This window comes from Streptomyces sp. NPDC007084 (assembly GCF_040703595.1).
Lineage (GTDB): Bacteria > Actinomycetota > Actinomycetes > Streptomycetales > Streptomycetaceae > Streptomyces.
In genome coordinates, this window is sequence record NZ_JBEYFY010000041.1 from 1 (window position 1) to 15713 (window position 15713).

At 72.8% G+C, this 15713-nt stretch carries 13 protein-coding genes and 2 pseudogenes; 9 read left to right on the forward strand and 6 right to left on the reverse strand.

Going from position 1 to position 15713, the window contains the following annotated elements; translation table 11 throughout:
- A partial coding sequence (locus AB0912_RS26215) for an FUSC family protein (RefSeq protein ID WP_366703854.1) occupies positions 1-1389 on the forward strand: 1389 nt, incomplete at its 5' end.
- Here AB0912_RS26215 and AB0912_RS26220 read toward each other — a convergent pair.
- The gene (locus AB0912_RS26220; RefSeq protein ID WP_366703856.1) at positions 1378-2490 is read right to left on the reverse strand and encodes a LysR family transcriptional regulator; all 1113 of its coding nucleotides are present in this window, start codon (positions 2488-2490) and stop codon (positions 1378-1380) included. The two genes, AB0912_RS26215 and AB0912_RS26220, sit on opposite strands and share 12 nt — an antisense overlap.
- 187 nt (positions 2491-2677) lie before the next feature.
- Here AB0912_RS26220 and snpA point away from each other — a divergent pair, with 187 nt between their 5' ends.
- A complete protein-coding gene (gene snpA / locus AB0912_RS26225) occupies positions 2678-3370 on the forward strand; it encodes a snapalysin (protein WP_366703858.1) in 693 nt (230 codons plus the stop codon).
- 159 nt (positions 3371-3529) lie between these two features.
- On the opposite strand, the gene AB0912_RS26230 is transcribed toward snpA, so the two are convergent.
- On the reverse strand, positions 3530-3925 hold the full coding sequence (locus AB0912_RS26230; protein WP_366703860.1) for a hypothetical protein: 396 nt from the start codon (positions 3923-3925) through the stop codon (positions 3530-3532).
- Positions 3926-4104: 179 nt separating this feature from the next.
- On the opposite strand from AB0912_RS26230, the gene AB0912_RS26235 reads away from it, so the two are divergent.
- Both AB0912_RS26235 and AB0912_RS26240 read left to right on the forward strand, forming a co-directional pair.
- Positions 4105-4692 (forward strand): hypothetical protein, encoded by a 588-nt coding sequence (locus AB0912_RS26235; protein ID WP_366703862.1) that lies wholly within the window; start codon positions 4105-4107, stop codon positions 4690-4692.
- Positions 4693-4836: 144 nt separating this feature from the next.
- Positions 4837-5283 carry an SRPBCC family protein gene (locus tag AB0912_RS26240; RefSeq protein WP_366703865.1) on the forward strand — a complete coding sequence of 149 codons (447 nt, stop codon included), beginning with the start codon at positions 4837-4839 and terminating at the stop codon, positions 5281-5283.
- Between the two features lie 28 nt (positions 5284-5311).
- On the opposite strand, the pseudogene AB0912_RS26245 reads toward AB0912_RS26240, so the two are convergent.
- Positions 5312-5906, reverse strand: a pseudogene (locus AB0912_RS26245) (DUF5994 family protein); the annotation flags it as partial.
- A gap of 194 nt (positions 5907-6100) precedes the next feature.
- Here AB0912_RS26245 and AB0912_RS26250 point away from each other — a divergent pair.
- The 3 genes from AB0912_RS26250 to AB0912_RS26260 all read left to right on the forward strand — a co-directional run bounded on the left by AB0912_RS26250 (position 6101) and on the right by AB0912_RS26260 (position 9006).
- Positions 6101-7102, forward strand: a complete 1002-nt coding sequence (locus AB0912_RS26250; protein ID WP_366703867.1) for an acyl-CoA desaturase — start codon at positions 6101-6103, stop codon at positions 7100-7102.
- 43 nt (positions 7103-7145) lie between these two features.
- A complete protein-coding gene (locus tag AB0912_RS26255; protein WP_366703869.1) occupies positions 7146-7544 on the forward strand; it encodes a DUF5994 family protein in 399 nt (132 codons plus the stop codon).
- 508 nt (positions 7545-8052) lie between these two features.
- Complete coding sequence (locus AB0912_RS26260; protein ID WP_366703871.1) at positions 8053-9006, forward strand: NUDIX domain-containing protein; 954 nt, start codon at positions 8053-8055, stop codon at positions 9004-9006.
- Positions 9007-9051: 45 nt separating this feature from the next.
- Here the strand turns inward: AB0912_RS26260 and AB0912_RS26265 are convergent.
- Positions 9052-10131: pseudogene (locus AB0912_RS26265) on the reverse strand (AI-2E family transporter).
- A gap of 573 nt (positions 10132-10704) precedes the next feature.
- Between AB0912_RS26265 and AB0912_RS26270 the strand changes: the two are divergent.
- On the forward strand, positions 10705-13530 hold the full coding sequence (locus AB0912_RS26270; protein WP_366703873.1) for a SpoIIE family protein phosphatase: 2826 nt from the start codon (positions 10705-10707) through the stop codon (positions 13528-13530).
- Positions 13531-13576: 46 nt separating this feature from the next.
- Here AB0912_RS26270 and AB0912_RS26275 read toward each other — a convergent pair whose 3' ends face one another.
- A complete protein-coding gene (locus AB0912_RS26275) occupies positions 13577-13936 on the reverse strand; it encodes a nuclear transport factor 2 family protein (protein ID WP_366703875.1) in 360 nt (119 codons plus the stop codon).
- Positions 13937-14120: 184 nt separating this feature from the next.
- Here AB0912_RS26275 and AB0912_RS26280 point away from each other — a divergent pair, with 184 nt between their 5' ends.
- Positions 14121-14651 carry a helix-turn-helix domain-containing protein gene (locus AB0912_RS26280; RefSeq protein ID WP_366703877.1) on the forward strand — a complete coding sequence of 177 codons (531 nt, stop codon included), beginning with the start codon at positions 14121-14123 and terminating at the stop codon, positions 14649-14651.
- A 121-nt stretch (positions 14652-14772) separates the two neighbouring features.
- Here the strand turns inward: AB0912_RS26280 and AB0912_RS26285 are convergent, their stop codons facing one another.
- Complete coding sequence (locus AB0912_RS26285) at positions 14773-15600, reverse strand: alpha/beta hydrolase (RefSeq protein WP_366703879.1); 828 nt, start codon at positions 15598-15600, stop codon at positions 14773-14775.
- Positions 15601-15713 lie beyond the last annotated feature (113 nt).

Consider the following 15713-nt stretch of genomic DNA (forward strand, 5'->3'; position numbering starts at 1 on the left):
GTCGCCGCCGCCTGCGCCGCGACGGCGGACGCCCTGCGCGGCACCCGCGCCGCGCCCGCGCCGGAGACGCTGGAGGAGGAGGTCGCCGACTTCGTCACCGTACGCGGGCGCCGCCTCGGAGACGGCCGGGAACCGTCCCCGCACCTGCTGCGGCACACCTCGGACGTACTGGCCGTCGCCGCGTCCGCCCTGACCGTCCAGAGCGCGGTCGCCATCGCGGTCGCCGGCCGCCGCGACTCCCCCGGCCTCCCGCACGAACAGTTCTGGTACGCCGAACCGTCCACGGCCCGGCTCCTCGCCGTGCGGCTGACCGGCAACCTCACCCTGCGCTCGGTGCTGTTCCAGAACGCCGTCCGTACGGCCCTGGGGCTCGGGGCGGCCCGCCTGGTGGCCGGCACGCTGGACCTGTCGCACGGCTTCTGGGTCCTGCTCGCCGTCCTCACCCTGGGCCGGACGACCGCCGGGGCGACCTGGTCCACCGTCCGCTCGGCGGCGGTCGGCACCCTGCTGGGCGCGCTGGCGGCCGGTGCCCTGCTGTTCGGGGCGGGGGACGCGACGCTCGTGTACGCCGTCGTGCTGGTACCGGCGATGTTCGTGGCCTTCGCCGTCGGGCCGATCGCCGGGCCCGCGTGGGCGCAGGGCCTGTTCACCCTGGTCGTGTCCGCCGCCTTCGGCCAGCTCACACCGGCCACCTGGCGGCTCGCCGAGGTACGGCTCCTCGACGTTCTGACGGGCTGCACGATCGGGCTTCTCTGCGGGGTGCTCGCCTGGCCCGCCGGAGCCCGCGCGGAGGTCCGGCGTGGCGTCGCCGAGCTGTTGCGCGCGGTGGCGCGGCTGGTGACGCTCACGACGGCCAACCTGGTCGACACGCCGGCCGAGGCGCGCTCGCGCGACGCGGCCACCGAGGAGGCGCTACGGCTGGCACGCCACCGTCTCCGCATCGCCGAGGGCGCCTACGCGCAGTACCGGACGGAGGGCGGCACCCCCGGCGACGGTGGCCCCGACTGGCTCGCGGCGCTCAACTGCGGCTCGCACGCGATGGTCGGGGCGCACTGGCTGCCCCGTCAGGACCACGGCCCCGCCCCGTCGGACGCCGCCCGCTGGGCTCACGAGGCGGCCGGGCGACTGGCGGCGGCGATGGACCGGGCCACCGCCTTCCCGCCCGGCGGCGTACGCGTTCGCCCCGCACCCCTGCCCGCCGAGGTGATCTCGGCGGCCCCGCCGTCCGTCCGGCCCGCGCTGGTCGACATCGACGGCTGGCTGCGGACCCTCGCGGCGGAACTGTCGGCCATCGGCAGGCACGACCGGGGCGGGACTTCGCACGTAAGCGATGAGGAGCGGGACTTGGGCGCCCGTACGCCGACCGGCAGGACCCCTTCAGGAGACTGAGGGGGCCGTCCCCCGCAGGCCTCCATCGGAGCCGTCGCGCCACCCGCCCCGCCCCGCCGCCGAGCCCGCGCGCCAAGCGCCGCCCTGCCCCGACTCGGCGACCAGCGTCCGCGCCGCGTCCTCGCGAGTGGTTCCGCCGTCACGCTCTCCCAGGACGCGCGCCGCGTCCCGCGCGCCCTTGCGGGTCAGCCACTCCCGGTAGGCCGGCGCCTGGTGGGCCGCCTCCCAGTACGCCTCCTCCAACTCCTGGTAGCCGTTGTCGAGTTCGGCCTCGGTGCGCGCGGCCAGCAGCAGCCGTACGCCGATCGGGTCGCCCTGGAGGGGACGGATCACGACGTCGGAGCGCGGGCGGGCGGTGGGCTGGCTGACCGTGACGACCTCGCCGGTGGCGGCCAGGGAGTACGCGGTGAGGTAGTCGCCGTGCAGCATGTCGGGGTCGAGTCCCGCCCCGCGCAGCACCCGGCAGACGCCGTCCCACTCGCCGTCGACGGTGGAGTCCACCATCCACTGTTCGTCGGCCAGTTCGGCGAGGGCCACCTCGCGTCCACGGGCCGCCGGATGGTCGGGCGCGAGGGTGACGAACTGCGGTTCGCGTTCGACGAGGACGCGCAGCCGGAGTTCCGGCGGGACACAGAGCGGGCTGCCCTCGACCTCGTGGACGAAGGCGAGTTCGAGCCAGCCTCCGGCGACCATGCGCAGCAGCGAGTTCGCCGACACGTCCATGCGGAGGGTGGGTTCGGTGCGGGGGACGCGGGCGCGCAGTCTCCGGAGCCAGCCTGGCAGGGCGCGGCTGGCCGTCGCTCCGATGCGCAGCCGGCGTTCGTCGGCTGCGCGGGCCACCGCCGCGCGCGTCTCCGTGACCATCGCCGTGAACTCGGCGACCAGCGGCCGTGCCCGGCTCAGTACGGCGTGGCCGAGCGGCGTGGGGCGGCAGCCCGTGCCCGCGCGGACGAAGAGCTGCCCGCCGAGGGTCTGCTCGATGCGGCGCAACTGGGTGCTCAACGAAGGCTGCGCCACGCCGAGTTCACGGGCCGCCTTGTGCAGGCTTCCCGCGTCGGCGATGGCGCAGAGGGCACGCAGGTGCCGCACCTCCAGATCCATGTCCGGAAGGGTAGGGGCGGCACCGGGCACGGCACCAGATGTTCAAATCGCTACGAACGCTTACGAGTTGGCCCCGATAGCCCGGTGCTATCCCCTGTTGCCATCATCCGCCGGGCCCTTCGCCTGCCCGACACTCCTGCTGAACGCGTCGTTCACACCCCCACACGAACGAGTAGGAGCACCCCACATGCCTTCCTCGCGCACGAACTCGACGTCGTCCCGCAGACTCCTGGCCCTCGCGCTCGGCGCCGGTCTGGTCTCCGCCGCGCTCGGCACCGCCGTTCCGGCGAGCGCCCAGCCGGCGACCGCCCCGGCCGGTTCCGCGCCCGCCGCGCACGCCCGGTACGTCGGCGGAGCCGAGGGTGCCGCCGGTGACAAGGCGTTCTTCGACGCCGTGCTGAAGTCGGTCGCCAAGAGGCAGGCGGCGAACCCGACACTGGCGTCGGTGACGGTGTACTACAACGCCTCCCAGGCGCCGAGCTTCCGCTCGCAGATATCGAGCGCCGCCTCGATCTGGAACAGCTCCGTGTCGAACGTCAAGCTCCAGTCGACCACCGGGGGCGCGGACTTCACGTACTACGAGGGCAACGACTCGCGCGGGTCGTACGCGTCCACGAACGGCCACGGCAGCGGCTACATCTTCCTGGACTACGCGCAGAACCGGCAGTACGACTCGATCCGGGTCACCGCCCATGAGACCGGGCACGTCCTGGGCCTGCCGGACCACTACAGCGGCCCGTGCAGCGAACTGATGTCGGGCGGTGGACCCGGCCCGTCCTGCACCAACCGCTATCCGAACGCGACCGAGCGGTCCCGCGTCAACCAACTGTGGGCCAACGGTCTGGCGAAGGCCCTCGCCAAGGTGAACAAGGCCGCCTGAACCCCCCACCGGCCGAGCAACTTGGCGTAGGCACCGTACGGGCCGTGGCGGCACGCCACGGCCCGTACGCCAACGTGCCCGCGCATACGGCGTCTTGGGCTCCGTCCGGGTTTCGCCGCGGTGTCCCCGCCGGGCCGCTCGGTGTGTTCGTCCGGTGCGTCAGGGTGTGCGCCCGATGAAGGCGAGCAGGCGCGTCTGGGCGCCGGCGCTGCCGGGAACCTCGACCCGAGGACCGTACTGTCCGCTCTCGCGGAGCACCTGGTCGAGCGGGAGCATCCCGTCGAGCAGCCGGGCACATCCGCCGGGGTCGAGGGCCTCGTCCTGGCCACTGGCCCGTGCCAGGTCCCAGGCGTGCACGAAGACGGCCGTCTCCAGGCTGACCTCGACGCGCAGGGTGAGCCGGCGCGGGCCGAGCCACTGGACGACGAGGTCGGGCTCGGTGTGGGCGCGGAACACCCGCTCCGGCGGGGCGTCGAACTCGCGGGTGATGACGATGTCGCGCCGGGTCGGGTCGGCCAGCGCGGAGAACACCCGGGACAGCCGGTCGTCGGCCACTCCCCACCTCCCGTATTCAACTTCCCGGTTGAATGACCGTGTGACCGGTTCCTCCCGCCGTCAACGCGTCGCCGCACCGAAGCCGAAGGGGCACAAGCCGGACATCGCGCTGACACGGCGGCGCCCGGCGTGACAGGGTCTGCGGTGATCGACGCAGCAGCGAGGAGCAGGGGGCCTTTGTGGACAGCCGGACGTGGGACACGCTGGTCGGCTCGGTGAAGGGCGCCTACGCCACCGGAGTGGCCGAGGGCGCGGTGCCCAGGCCGGTCATCATGCCGCTGGTGCGCGGCGAGCTGGTCGGGCTGATCTGGCTCCGGCCGGTCGAGCCCGGCGCGGACGCGCTCACCGGGATCGCCGCGCTGTCGAACATCGCGGCGGCGGCCGGGGCGGACGAGGTGGTCCTCGCCTGGGAGTCGCTGGACGTCGCCGGCCTCTGCGGACTGCCCGCCGAGGGCCCGGCACCCTGCCTGAACATGGTCCACGCCACCCCCGAGGGGCACGTGCTGCACCAGTTCCCCTATGCCGAGGTGCCCTGCGCTCCAGGGCCCGACGGCGAGGCGGCGGCCCCGGGGACCGACACGGGGATCGAGTGGAAGGCGGCTCCGCCGCCACGGGAGGGCGGCGAGCTGGTGGCGCCGGTCCGGGCCGCCGTGGAGTACGCGTTCACTCCGATGGATTTGGACCACCCCAACCCCTTCGGGGTCACGGTCGTGCTGATGGAGGAGGACGGCTACCGCGTCCGCCTGACCGAGTCGCTCGACCGCTGACCGGCCGGGAGGGGCGCCCGCGTGTCGGTCGCGTTGCGAAGAGTTCTCGCGACGCGACGGCAGCGCCCGGGGCCCCTAGGCTGGAAGGGCGCGGCCGGTCCGCGTGCCCCCAGCGGCGTTCGTGATCGCAGCACAGGAGGAACCGTGTCCGGTCAGTTCGAGGCGACAACCGAGATCAACCGTCCCATCGAGGAGGTGTTCGCCTTCCTCGCCGCCGGCACGAACGACCCCAAGTTCAGTCCGAGGGTGCAGGAGATCACCAAGACACCCGAGGGTCCGACGGCGGTGGGCACCGTCTTCACCAGCACGGTGAAGGACGCGGGCATGAAGTCGGCCCGCAGATTCCGGATCACCGAGTTCGAACCGCCCCACCTGATCCGCTGGACGGAGATCTCGAAGAACTCCATCACGGCGGACGAGGGCGGCTACGACCTCGAATCCACCGGCGAGGGCACGACCCGGGTCCGGATCTTCAACGTCCTGAACGGCCATGGCGTCGGCAAGCTCCTGGTCGGCCTCGCCCTCAGCGCCTCCCGCAAGGACGCACCGGCGTTCGGCCGGCGGATCAAGGCCGCGGTGGAGGCCTCCTGAATCACGCCCTCGGCCGGTCCGCCCGCCTCTCCTCGGCGGCGACGAGCGCGCTCGCGGTGAGCGGCGGGCCGTCGTGGCCGGAGGCGGCGGCCATCAGCCGGGCGGCGGTCTCCGGATCGGTCTCGGGCGGGATGACCAGGAGGTCCCAGCGCCCGGTGCCGTAGGAGAGCAGCAACAGCTTGTGCGCGTCGGTCTCGGTGAACCAACCGACCTTGACGACATGGCCGTTCACCGGGACCGCGCGCGGAATGACCGGCCAGTGCCGCGGGTTGACGGCGATCCGGGTGATCCGGCCCCACCGGCGGTCGAGTACGTCGGTCAGCTCGGGCAGTTCGGCCGGCAGGTCCCGGGAGCGGGGCCACCAGGCACCGTCCAGGAGACCCCGGGTGCCGCCCTCGGTCTTGAGAGCGAGCCGGGCGGCCGGGACGACGCCGGGCCTCTCGGACTCCGCGGGCCTCTCGGTCACGAGAGGCGCCACGGGCTGGGCGGACGGCAGGGCGGGTGAGGTCAGCGACATGACGCGGGCCTGTCTCCGGGCGCCTTACGGCGGTCCGGTTCTCGTGGCTCGCCGAGAACGACCCGGCATGGAAGCCGGTGCACGAAGTGCCCTCGGTAGCCCTCACCCTACTCCGCGCCGCGTCTCGCCTGCCGATCACCCAACAGGATCAGCCCCGTTCAGGAGCGGGCCGGAGTACGGTGGGGAAGCGAGGACTCTTCATTTGTCGCTGTCCCGACCGTCCAGTTCTCACGAATCCCGTCACAGGGGCAGCCCCTGACCCCGGCCGCGCCACCCGCACCGAGGCCGAGGAGTTCTCCCATGGCAGTCATCTCCACCCCCACCCCGACGGGGGTCCCGTCACGCGACGCCCCGCCGCTCCAGGACTACGACGGAACGTCCCCCTTCCCGGTCACCGGCACGAGCCCGCCGCGCGACGGCGGCGAGCGGATCTACGTGACGGTCACCGCGGTGATCGTGATCCTGCCGTTCGTCGCCCTGGGCCTGGCCGGCTGGCTGCTCTGGGGGCGCCTGATCCACCCCACCGACGTCATCCTCGCCGCCGTCCTCTACGCGGTCACCGGCCTCGGCGTCACGGTCGGCTTCCACCGCGGCCTCACCCATGGCGGATACCGGGCCGTCCGCCCGGTGCGTGTCGCGCTCGCCGTCGCCGGATCGATGAGCTTCCAGGGCGACGTCATCGGCTGGGTCGCCACCCACCGCCGCCATCACGCGTTCACCGACCGCCCCGGCGACCCGCACTCCCCGTACCGCTACGGCACCCATCTGCGCGGCCAGTTGCGCGGGCTCTTCCACGCGCACGTCGGCTGGCTCTTCCGCAACGAACGGACACCGGCCGAGCGTTACGCCCCCGACCTCCTCGCCGACCGTGACATCCGAGCCGTCTCCCGCGCCTTCCCGGCGCTGTGCCTCCTCACTCTGGCCCTGCCGTTCGGGCTGGGCTGGGCGATCGGCGGGAGCTGGGTGTACGGCGTGACCGCCCTGCTGTGGGCGGGACTTGTGCGCATCGCGCTGCTGCACCACGTCACCTGGAGCGTCAACTCGCTGTGCCACCTCATCGGCGAGCGCCCCTTCCGGACCCGGCGTCACGACCGGGCCACCAACCTGTGGCCGCTGGCCCTGCTGTCGTTCGGCGAGAGCTGGCACAACATGCACCACGCCGATCCGACGAGCGCCCGCCACGGCGTGGACCGCGGCCAGATCGATCCGTCGGCCGGTTTCATCCGTCTTCTCGAACGGTTCGGCTGGGTGTCCGAGGTGCGCTGGCCGAGCGCGGAGCGGGTCACCGCCCGCCGCCTGTGATCCCAACTGCCCTTTCGTACACGGTTCGTCGGCTGGAGCCAGAATGACCACCGCAGCGGAGCCCCCGCTTCCCGTCCGACCTCTCCTGCGGCTGCGCCTGGCGCCGCACGGCGACCTGCCCCGGGCCATCGACGGAGCCTGGTGGCCCCGCTCGTACGAGCTGCTCACCGAACTCCCCGATCTGCTCGCCGGGTTGCCGAATGCGTGGGGCCACGTCAGCAGCGTCACCGTCAACGGCACCGCGTGGTCCGCGCTGCCCGGCCGCATCCTCGTCGCCAACCAGGTCGTCCGCCTGCACACGGCCGCGGCGGGGTCCGGGCCCCAGACCATCGTCCTCGTCGCGCCCGGCGAGGGGCGCTGGGATCTGCTCGTCGTACCGCCGGACACGACCGAGGCCGAGGCCGAGCCCCTGATGTCGGCGGCGGCGGGCACACTCGACTGAGCGACCGCCGACAGCCGACCGCCGCTAACCGACGGCCGACCGCCGACAGCGGGCAGCGGGCAGCAGGCAGCAGGACCGTTGGGGCGGGGGCGCACGACCGTCGGCGACTCCTCGGCCGACCCGTTCGGACGGCAGGGAACGGCCGAACTCCCGTCACGATCAAGCCCGTTCCGCCGCGCTCGCCTCCCCGCTCGCCTCCCCGCGCGCCTCCCCGCCCGGCGCCTGTCGGCGGCCCCGCGCCCGGGGCTTCCGCCGCACCGGGCCCACCATGCCGGCCCCGCGTCGCCCCACCCGTCACTCCCCCATCAGCGGCGGCGATTCGGACATCTGACGCGCGCGGACCGGCCCCGGCGTTCCGGCCCGCCCCGGCCCCCTCCCTCGCCCCCCGCGGATTCCGATGCGGCCGAAATACGTGTGTTCGATATCCCGGCGCGGTCGTTGAACCTCTGAAAGCCCGCCCCCCGAACACCTGACCGCTCCCCTGCCCCGCCGCCGAAAGGGAACCCGCATGACCGCTGTGGACGGCGCCCTGCCCCCGCTCTCCCCGTCCCCCGCCGAACTTCCCGGCACCTCCGCCCTCCTCGTGGACGACTCCGGGCGTTATCTGCTGCATCTGCGGGACGCCAACAAGCCCATCTGGCGGCCCGGGCAGTGGGGGCTGCCGGGCGGGGGCGCGGAGCCCGGTGAGACGCCCGCCGAGGCGATCGCCCGCGAACTGCTCGAAGAGACCGGCCTCACCGTCCCGGACCTCACTCCCTTCCTCCTCGTCGACACCGTGGACGCCGGCGGCGCTCTCACGGACCGTTGCCTCGTCCACGTGGGCACCCTGAACACGCCCGCCCACGAGATCCCGCTGTACGAGGGCATCCAACTGCGCTGGACCAGCTTCGCCGAGACGGCGTACATGACCCTCGACCCCGGCACGGCGGCCGTCCTCCGCGAGCACCAGCGGCAGCCGCGCCCCCACCTCGGCCCGGCCGGAGTGCCCCGGACGGTGCGCGTCCACGAGAGCCGGAAGGTCCGGGCGCAGAGCATCGTCGGCGCCCACCTCGTCCTCGTACGAGACGGGGCCGTGCTGCTCGGAAAGAGGCATCCGGACAGCGACTACGCGCCCTCGGTATGGCATGTGCCGGCCGGCCACCGCGAGGCCGGGGAGTCCGCGTTGGCCTGCGTGGTGCGGGAGACGGCGGAGGAGACCGGCCTCGTCGTCACGGCGGACGACCTCGCCCTCGTCCACACCGTGGACATGTGCCACCCCGGAAGCCCGTTCCCGCGTGTGCAGCTGTTCTTCGCCGCCGGCCGCTGGCACGGCGAACCCCGGGTCCCGGAGCCCGACCGGTGCACGGAGTGGCGGTGGTGGCCCCTGGACGCCCTGCCGGAGCCGCTGGTCGGGTACACCCGAGCGGCGCTCACCGCGATCGCCGCCGGAGAGAGCTACACGTCCCTCGGCTGGCCGGAATGAGGGCGTCCGGGCGTCCCGGAAGCCCGTCGCCCGTAGGCGCGGGTGTCAGGGGGGCGCGGGCGGGGCGTCCGGGGAGCGGCCCGTCGGTTCGGGAGCGGGTCCGGGAGGCGCGCGCAGTGCGCCGGTCACGGACCACGCGACCGACACCATCGGGACGGCCACCACGGCACCGATCACACCGGCGAGGATGCTTCCGGCGATCACCGACACGGCGACGACCACGGGATGCAGCCGGACCGCCCAGCTCAGGACGAGCGGATGCAGGACGTGCCCCTCCAACTGGCCGATGACGACGATCAGCGAGAGCACCACCAGGGCGACCACCGGGCCCCGGGTGGCCAGGGCGACGACGGTGGCGACGGCGAGCGCGACGGGCGATCCGGCCAGCGGGATGAACGCGGCGAAGAACTCCAGCAGGGTGAGCGGCAGCGCGAGGGGGACGCCCAGGGCGTAGAGGGCGATGCCGACGAGGACGGCGTTGGTCGCGGCCACGATGATGATGCCGCGCGTGTATCCGGCGAAGGTGCGCTAGGCGGCGCGGCCGGCCCGGTCCCACGGGTCGCGCGCGGCCTCCGGGAGCAGGTCCTTGGACCACCGCCAGAATTTGTCTCCGGAGCGGACGAAGAACAGCGAGCAGAACAGGGCGAGCACCAGCCCGGTGACGACCTCCACCGCGCGTCCGACTCCGCTCAGGGCACTGCTGATCAGCACCGAGCGGTTCTCCGAGACGAGGTGGGCGACCTTGTCCTGAAGGTTCGACAGCACCGCGTGGCTCACATGGAAGGGGGAGCCCTCCAGCCACCGTTCGATACGCCCCAGTCCCCCGGCGAACTCGTGTCCCAGCCGCCCCGACTCGCCCGCGACGAGCCCGCCGACCAGTGCCATCAGGCCGAGGACGAGCAGCACGCTGCCGCCCATGCTCAGCACCACGGCCGGGGTGCGGGGCATGTGACGGGCCAGCAGGTCGGCGAACGGGCGCAGTACGGCCGTGATGACCAGCGCGAGGAAGAGCGCCACGGCGACCAGTTGCAGCCGGCCCAGGAGGGCGAAGAGGGTGTAGCCGACGAAGCCGACGACGATCAGCCGCCAGGCGTACGCGGCGGCCACCCGCAGTCCGTGTCCCACCGGCGCCTGGTCGCGGCCGACGTCACGGAAATCCTGGACCGTCCCGGCCGTCCCGGCCGTGCGGGCCCGTGCCACCGAACGGGCTCCACGGGCGGACCGGTTCCCGAGGACGGGGTGGCGCGTACGGCGTCCGCCGCGACCCGGGCGTGGCGGGTCCGGCTGCCGGTGCGGACGCCGCGGTCCGGCGTTCACCTGTGTGCCACCACCCTCGCCTCGTCGGGACCGACGCCCCGTGCTCCCGTACCGCGTGTGCTCGTGCGGCCGTGCGTGTGCTCGTGCGGCCGTGCGTGTTGTCGCGTTCCCGTGCCGGGACCGCCGCCCGGTCTCGGGGGGGGGGCGGCGGCGGGCCCGGATCGTGGATCACGTGGCGTCCAGGTCAGCGTGGGTTGGCGTACGGGGACCCGCAACCCGGGTCGCGGCGGGAGCGCCGGGCCCGCGCCCGGCGAGGAGCGAAACGGCCGGGGACGCGGGGCCTCGCGTCGCGCGCTTGCCGGTCCCGGCCGCCCGTGCCCACGTCGGCCGAACGGACCAGACGGGCAGGTGATCGCGGGCATTTCATCCTATATTGGGTGGGTGATCAGGCGGCTGGACGTACTCGACTCCGCTGACGACGACATCACGGAAAGCGAGATCTTCCGGCTCGCGCTCCAGCACTCCATGGCCGAGCTGGGCTGTGTCGGCGGGGCCGTCTATCTGCGGGGGCCCATGTCGGCCCTGCGTCTCGTCTCCTCCGCCGGGCTGCCGCTGTCCCTGACCCGGGCCTGGGAGATCATCGACCAGAACGGGCCTACCGCCACCGCGTCCGCCGTACGGTCAGGGGAGCCCGTGTGGCGGTCCGCGCTCCCCGCCGACCTGGTCGAGCCCTCGGCGCCGCTGCTGTCGCGGTCCGGCTGGTTCTCGGTGCCGCTGATCGACGGACAGCGGGCGATCGGCGCGATCACCTGCCTCAGCGGAGACGACCGGGAGCCGACGCCCGAGCAGTGGGCGTTCCTCAGCGCGGTGGCGGACTGGACCATGAGCCGGCTGCGGGGGATGCCGGCCCCGGCCCGGATGGGGACGGACCTCGACTTCACCCCCGTCGGGTCGTGGGAGTGGGACGTGCAGACGGGCGAGCTGCTCTGGGACGCGGCGGCCATGAGCGTCTACCAGACCGATCCGGCGGACTTCATACCGCACGTCGAGAGCTGGATGAAGGTCGTGCACCCCGACGACCTCCCGCGCACCCTCGCGGCGGCCGACCGCACGCTCCGGACACACACGCCGTTCGAGGCCGAGTACCGGGTCCGGCGCGCCGACGGAAGCTATCTGTGGACGCGGGCCTCCGCACACGTCGTGCTGGACGACGAGGGGCAGGTCGTTCGCATCGTCGGCAAGGGGTGGGTGAGCGACGCGTCACGGTCCACCCGTGACACGCTGAGCCGCGCCCTGCAGTACATGAGCGACGCGTTCCTGTCCGTGGACGACCGATGGCGCGTCACCTTCGCCAACCTGGAGGCGGAGCGCCTTCTCGGCGTCACCGACGAGCAGCTCTTCGGGCGCGACCTGTGGGGGCTGCCCTCGCTGCGCCGGATGCCGGACCTGGCGGAGCGGTGCAAGCGCGGGGCCGCGCAGTCCGTCGCCCTCGGCTTCGACGTGACGATGGCGGACAGCGGGCTCTGCTACCACCTGCGGCTGGTCCCCGTCCCCGGTGGCGTCACCCTGTACTTCACCGATGTCACCGAGTCGCGGCGCCACGAGGCCGAGGAGGTGGCGGCGATCCGGACCGCGGCCGAGCGGGCGAGCCGGACGGCGGAGCTGACCGGTCAGCTCGCCGCGGCCACCACCTCGCAGGACGTGGTGCGGGCGATCGCGCAGCGGGTGCTGCCCCCGTTCGACGCGCACGGACTGCTGGTGCTGGTCCGCGAAGGCGACAGCCTGGCGCACATCGGGTCGGTCGGCTACCCGGACGCCTTCCTGCGGCAGATGCACGGCACGCACGGCATGCCGCTCTCCGACGCCGATCCGGTCGGTCAGGCCGTCCTGACCGGGGAGCCCGCCTTCTACTCCTCCCGCAAGGAGTGGGAGTCCGCGTTCCCGGCGGGCGGCAGCCGCCCGCCGACCACCAAGGAGGCGTGGGCCTTCCTCCCGTTGACTGCGTCCGGCCACACCTTCGGCGTCTGTGTGATCGCCTTCGAGACTCCTCGGCATCTCAGCTCGGAGGAGCGCACGCTGCTGATCACCATCAGCGCCCTCGTCGCGCACGCCCTGGAGCGGGCGCGACTGTTCGACGCCGAACTCACCCGGTCGCGGGAACTCCAACGGGCCCTGCTGCCCACGGCGTTGCCCGTGCTGCCGGAGGTGACGGCGGCGGCCCGCTATCTGCCGGCCGGGCACACCGCCGACGTGGGCGGCGACTGGTACGACCTGATCCCGCTGTCGGCGGGCCAAGTGGCCCTGGTCATCGGCGATGTGATGGGGCACGGTCTGCCCGAGGCGGCGACGATGGGGCGGGTGCGGACCGCGTTGCACACCCTGGCCGCGCTGGAGCTGCCCCCCGACGAGATCATGGGCCACCTCAACGACATCGTGGGCGGGCTCGGCGAACACTCCTACGCCACCTGCCTGTACGCGCTCTACGACGCCACGGACGGCTCGTGCACCGTGGTGCGGGCGGGGCATCCACCACCGCTCGTGGTCCTGCCCGACGGCAGCGCCCACTTCCCGGACGTGGCCGCCAACCCGCCGTTGGGCGCCGCGTTCCCGCCGTTCGAGACGACGAAGCTGAAGCTCGCGGCGGACAGTCTGCTGGTCCTCTACACCGACGGGCTGGTGGAGTCCCGGCACCGGGAGATCGACCAAGGCATGGCCCGGCTGGCCGAGTTGGTGCCCCGGGCCGCCCGCCAGAACGGGCTGGAGGACCTGTGCGACGCGGTGACGGCGGGTCTGCTGCCGGGCGGGCAGCCCACCGCGGACGACGCCGCGCTGATCATCGCCCGGCTGCACGGGGTCGAGGAGCGCCAGATGGCCTGCTGGTCCCTGCCGGAGGGACCGGAGGCGGCGGGGGTGGCCCGCCGCCATGTGCGCGAGCAGCTCGCCCGCTGGCATCTGGACGATCTGGTCATGACCACCGAACTGCTCGCCAGCGAACTCGTCGGCAACGTCGTCCGGCACGCCAGGGGCCCCATCGGACTCCGGCTGCTGTGCAGCGGCAGCCTGGTCTGCGAGGTGTCCGACGCGAGCCTGACCATGCCCCGTATCCGCCGCGCCTCCGACACCGACGAGGGCGGCCGGGGCCTGCAACTCGTCAACGCCCTGTGCGAGCGCTGGGGCAGCCGCTACACCCCCGAGGGCAAGGCCATCTGGACGGAACAGCCCCTGCCGGAGGGTGGGGGCGAGGGCGTCGGGGCGGTCGGGGGGTGACGCAGGGAGAGGGGGCGAACCCGGGCCCTGACCGGACAACGCCGGTTCACGGTTCGATGACCAGCTCCTCGATGAGGTCGTCCCGGAGGGTGAAGCGGAAGCGCAGGTCCACCTGGCCACCGGGGAAGTCGCCTTCGAGGTGGTGGGTGGCGATGTAGTGGGACGGATCGATCCGTTGGGCGGCGGTCAGTTCGGTCGTGTACGTGTACTCGCTCGCGGCCCTGCCGAGCCAGTCCGCGATCGCGGGAACTCCCTCGTAGGTCTTGCCGTCGTCGGTGACGGTGGCGTCCTCGGTCAGCGTGGTGAGGGCCGTGGCGGTGTCCCGGGCGCGGTGGGCGGCGAGGTATCGGGTGATGACCGGGGGAAGTCCGGCCGGGTCGATGGTCTGGTGCTGGTCATCGGGCATGGCGGGGTCCAGGTGGGAGTGGGCGGGTCCGGCGGTCGGGGTGGTGCCGCCGTCGTTCGTCGTGAGGGTTCGTTCTCGGGGCGTGGGCGCGCGCCCACGCGGGTACGCGGAGTACACCGGCCCCTGTTACTGCTAAACTAGAAGCTAGTAACTTTCACTTTAGCAGTAACTCTGGGGAGCAGCCATGCCGGGCCGGATCAGACTGGAGGACAGGGAGTGCCCGCTGTCCACGACGGTGCAGCACGTCGGCGAGTGGTGGACGCTGCTGATCCTCCATGACGCCTTCGACGGCTACACCCGCTTCGACCAGTTCCAGGAGAGCCTCGGGATCTCGTCCAGCATGCTCACAGCCCGGCTGAAGACCCTCGTCGCCGACGGCCTGCTGGAACGCCGGCCCTACCAGACGCAGCCCGTGCGCCACGAGTACGTGCTGACGGACCTCGGGCGCTCGCTGCGCCCGGTCGTCGTCGCGCTGGCGGCCTGGGGGAACTCCCGCCTCGCACCGGAGCGGCGCAGCATGATCCTTGTCGACGCCGCCACCGGCGAGGAGGTGGAGCCGGTGGTGGTCGACGCCAGGTCGGGGCGCAGGCTCGACGACAGCGAGGCGTACGTCTTCACGGCGGGGCCCGCGGCGAGTGACGCCATGCGGGCCCGGTACGCCGACACCGTGCCCGCGGCGGCGACGTCCGCTTCAGGGGAGCCGTCCGCCGGCTGAGGTCCACGCGCGAGGACATCCCCCAGCCGGGACATTATTGAGCCGGGGAGTCCGTGAGTCGGGGACGTCCGTGAGCGGCCCGCGCTGTCCGGCGCGGGCCGCTCTTCAGGGTCCGGCGGGGTCAGCCGCGGGCGAATTCGAGGAGGTCCTTGTTGAAGATCTCGGCGAACTTGGGGACCAGCGCGAGGCCGTGCGGGGCGCCCGGATAGACCTTGTAGACCACGTCCTTGACGAGCTTGGACGACTTGTCGCCCGAGGCCGCGATGGGCACGATCTGGTCGTCGTCGCCGTGCACGATCAGCGTGGGCACGTCGACCTTCTTGAGGTCCTCGGTGGTGTCCGTCTCGGAGAACGCCTTGACGCAGTCATAGGCTCCCTTGAGGCCGACGGTCATGCCCCAGAGCCAGAACTCGTCACGGGTTCCCTGGGTGACCGTCGAGTCGTCGCGGTTGGCTCCGAAGAACGGGGCGCTGAGGTCCTGGTAGAACTGCGAGCGGTCCGTCTCCACACCCTTGCGGATGTCGTCGAAGACCTGCATCGGCAGGCCTTCGGGGTTCGCGTCCGTCTTGAGCATCAGCGGCGGGATGGCCCCGACCAGCACCAGCTTGGCGACCCGGTCGTTGCCGTGCCGGCCGATGTAGCGGGTGACCTCGCCGCCCCCGGTGGAGTGGCCGACCAGGATGACGTCGTGAAGGTCCTCGGCCTCGATGACCGCGGCCAGGTCGTCGGCGTACGTGCTGAGGTCGTTGCCCGTCCAGGGCTGGCCGGAGCGCCCGCCGCCGCGCCGGTCGTGGGCGATGACGCGGAACCCGTTGTCCGCCATCACCTTCATCTGGGGGTCCCACGAGTCCGCGGTGAGCGGCCAGCCGTGGGAGAAGACAACGGGCTGGCCCGAACCCCAGTCCTTGTAGAAGATCTGCGTGCCGTCCTTGGCGGTGGCGAAGGGCATGTGAGTTGTTCCTCTCGGAAGTGGTACGGAACTCCACGCGTCACGCGGGTTCAGTGCCCGGGACCGGCGGTTCGGCAACGCCACGAAAACCGCTTCGGACGTAGGGGAATTCG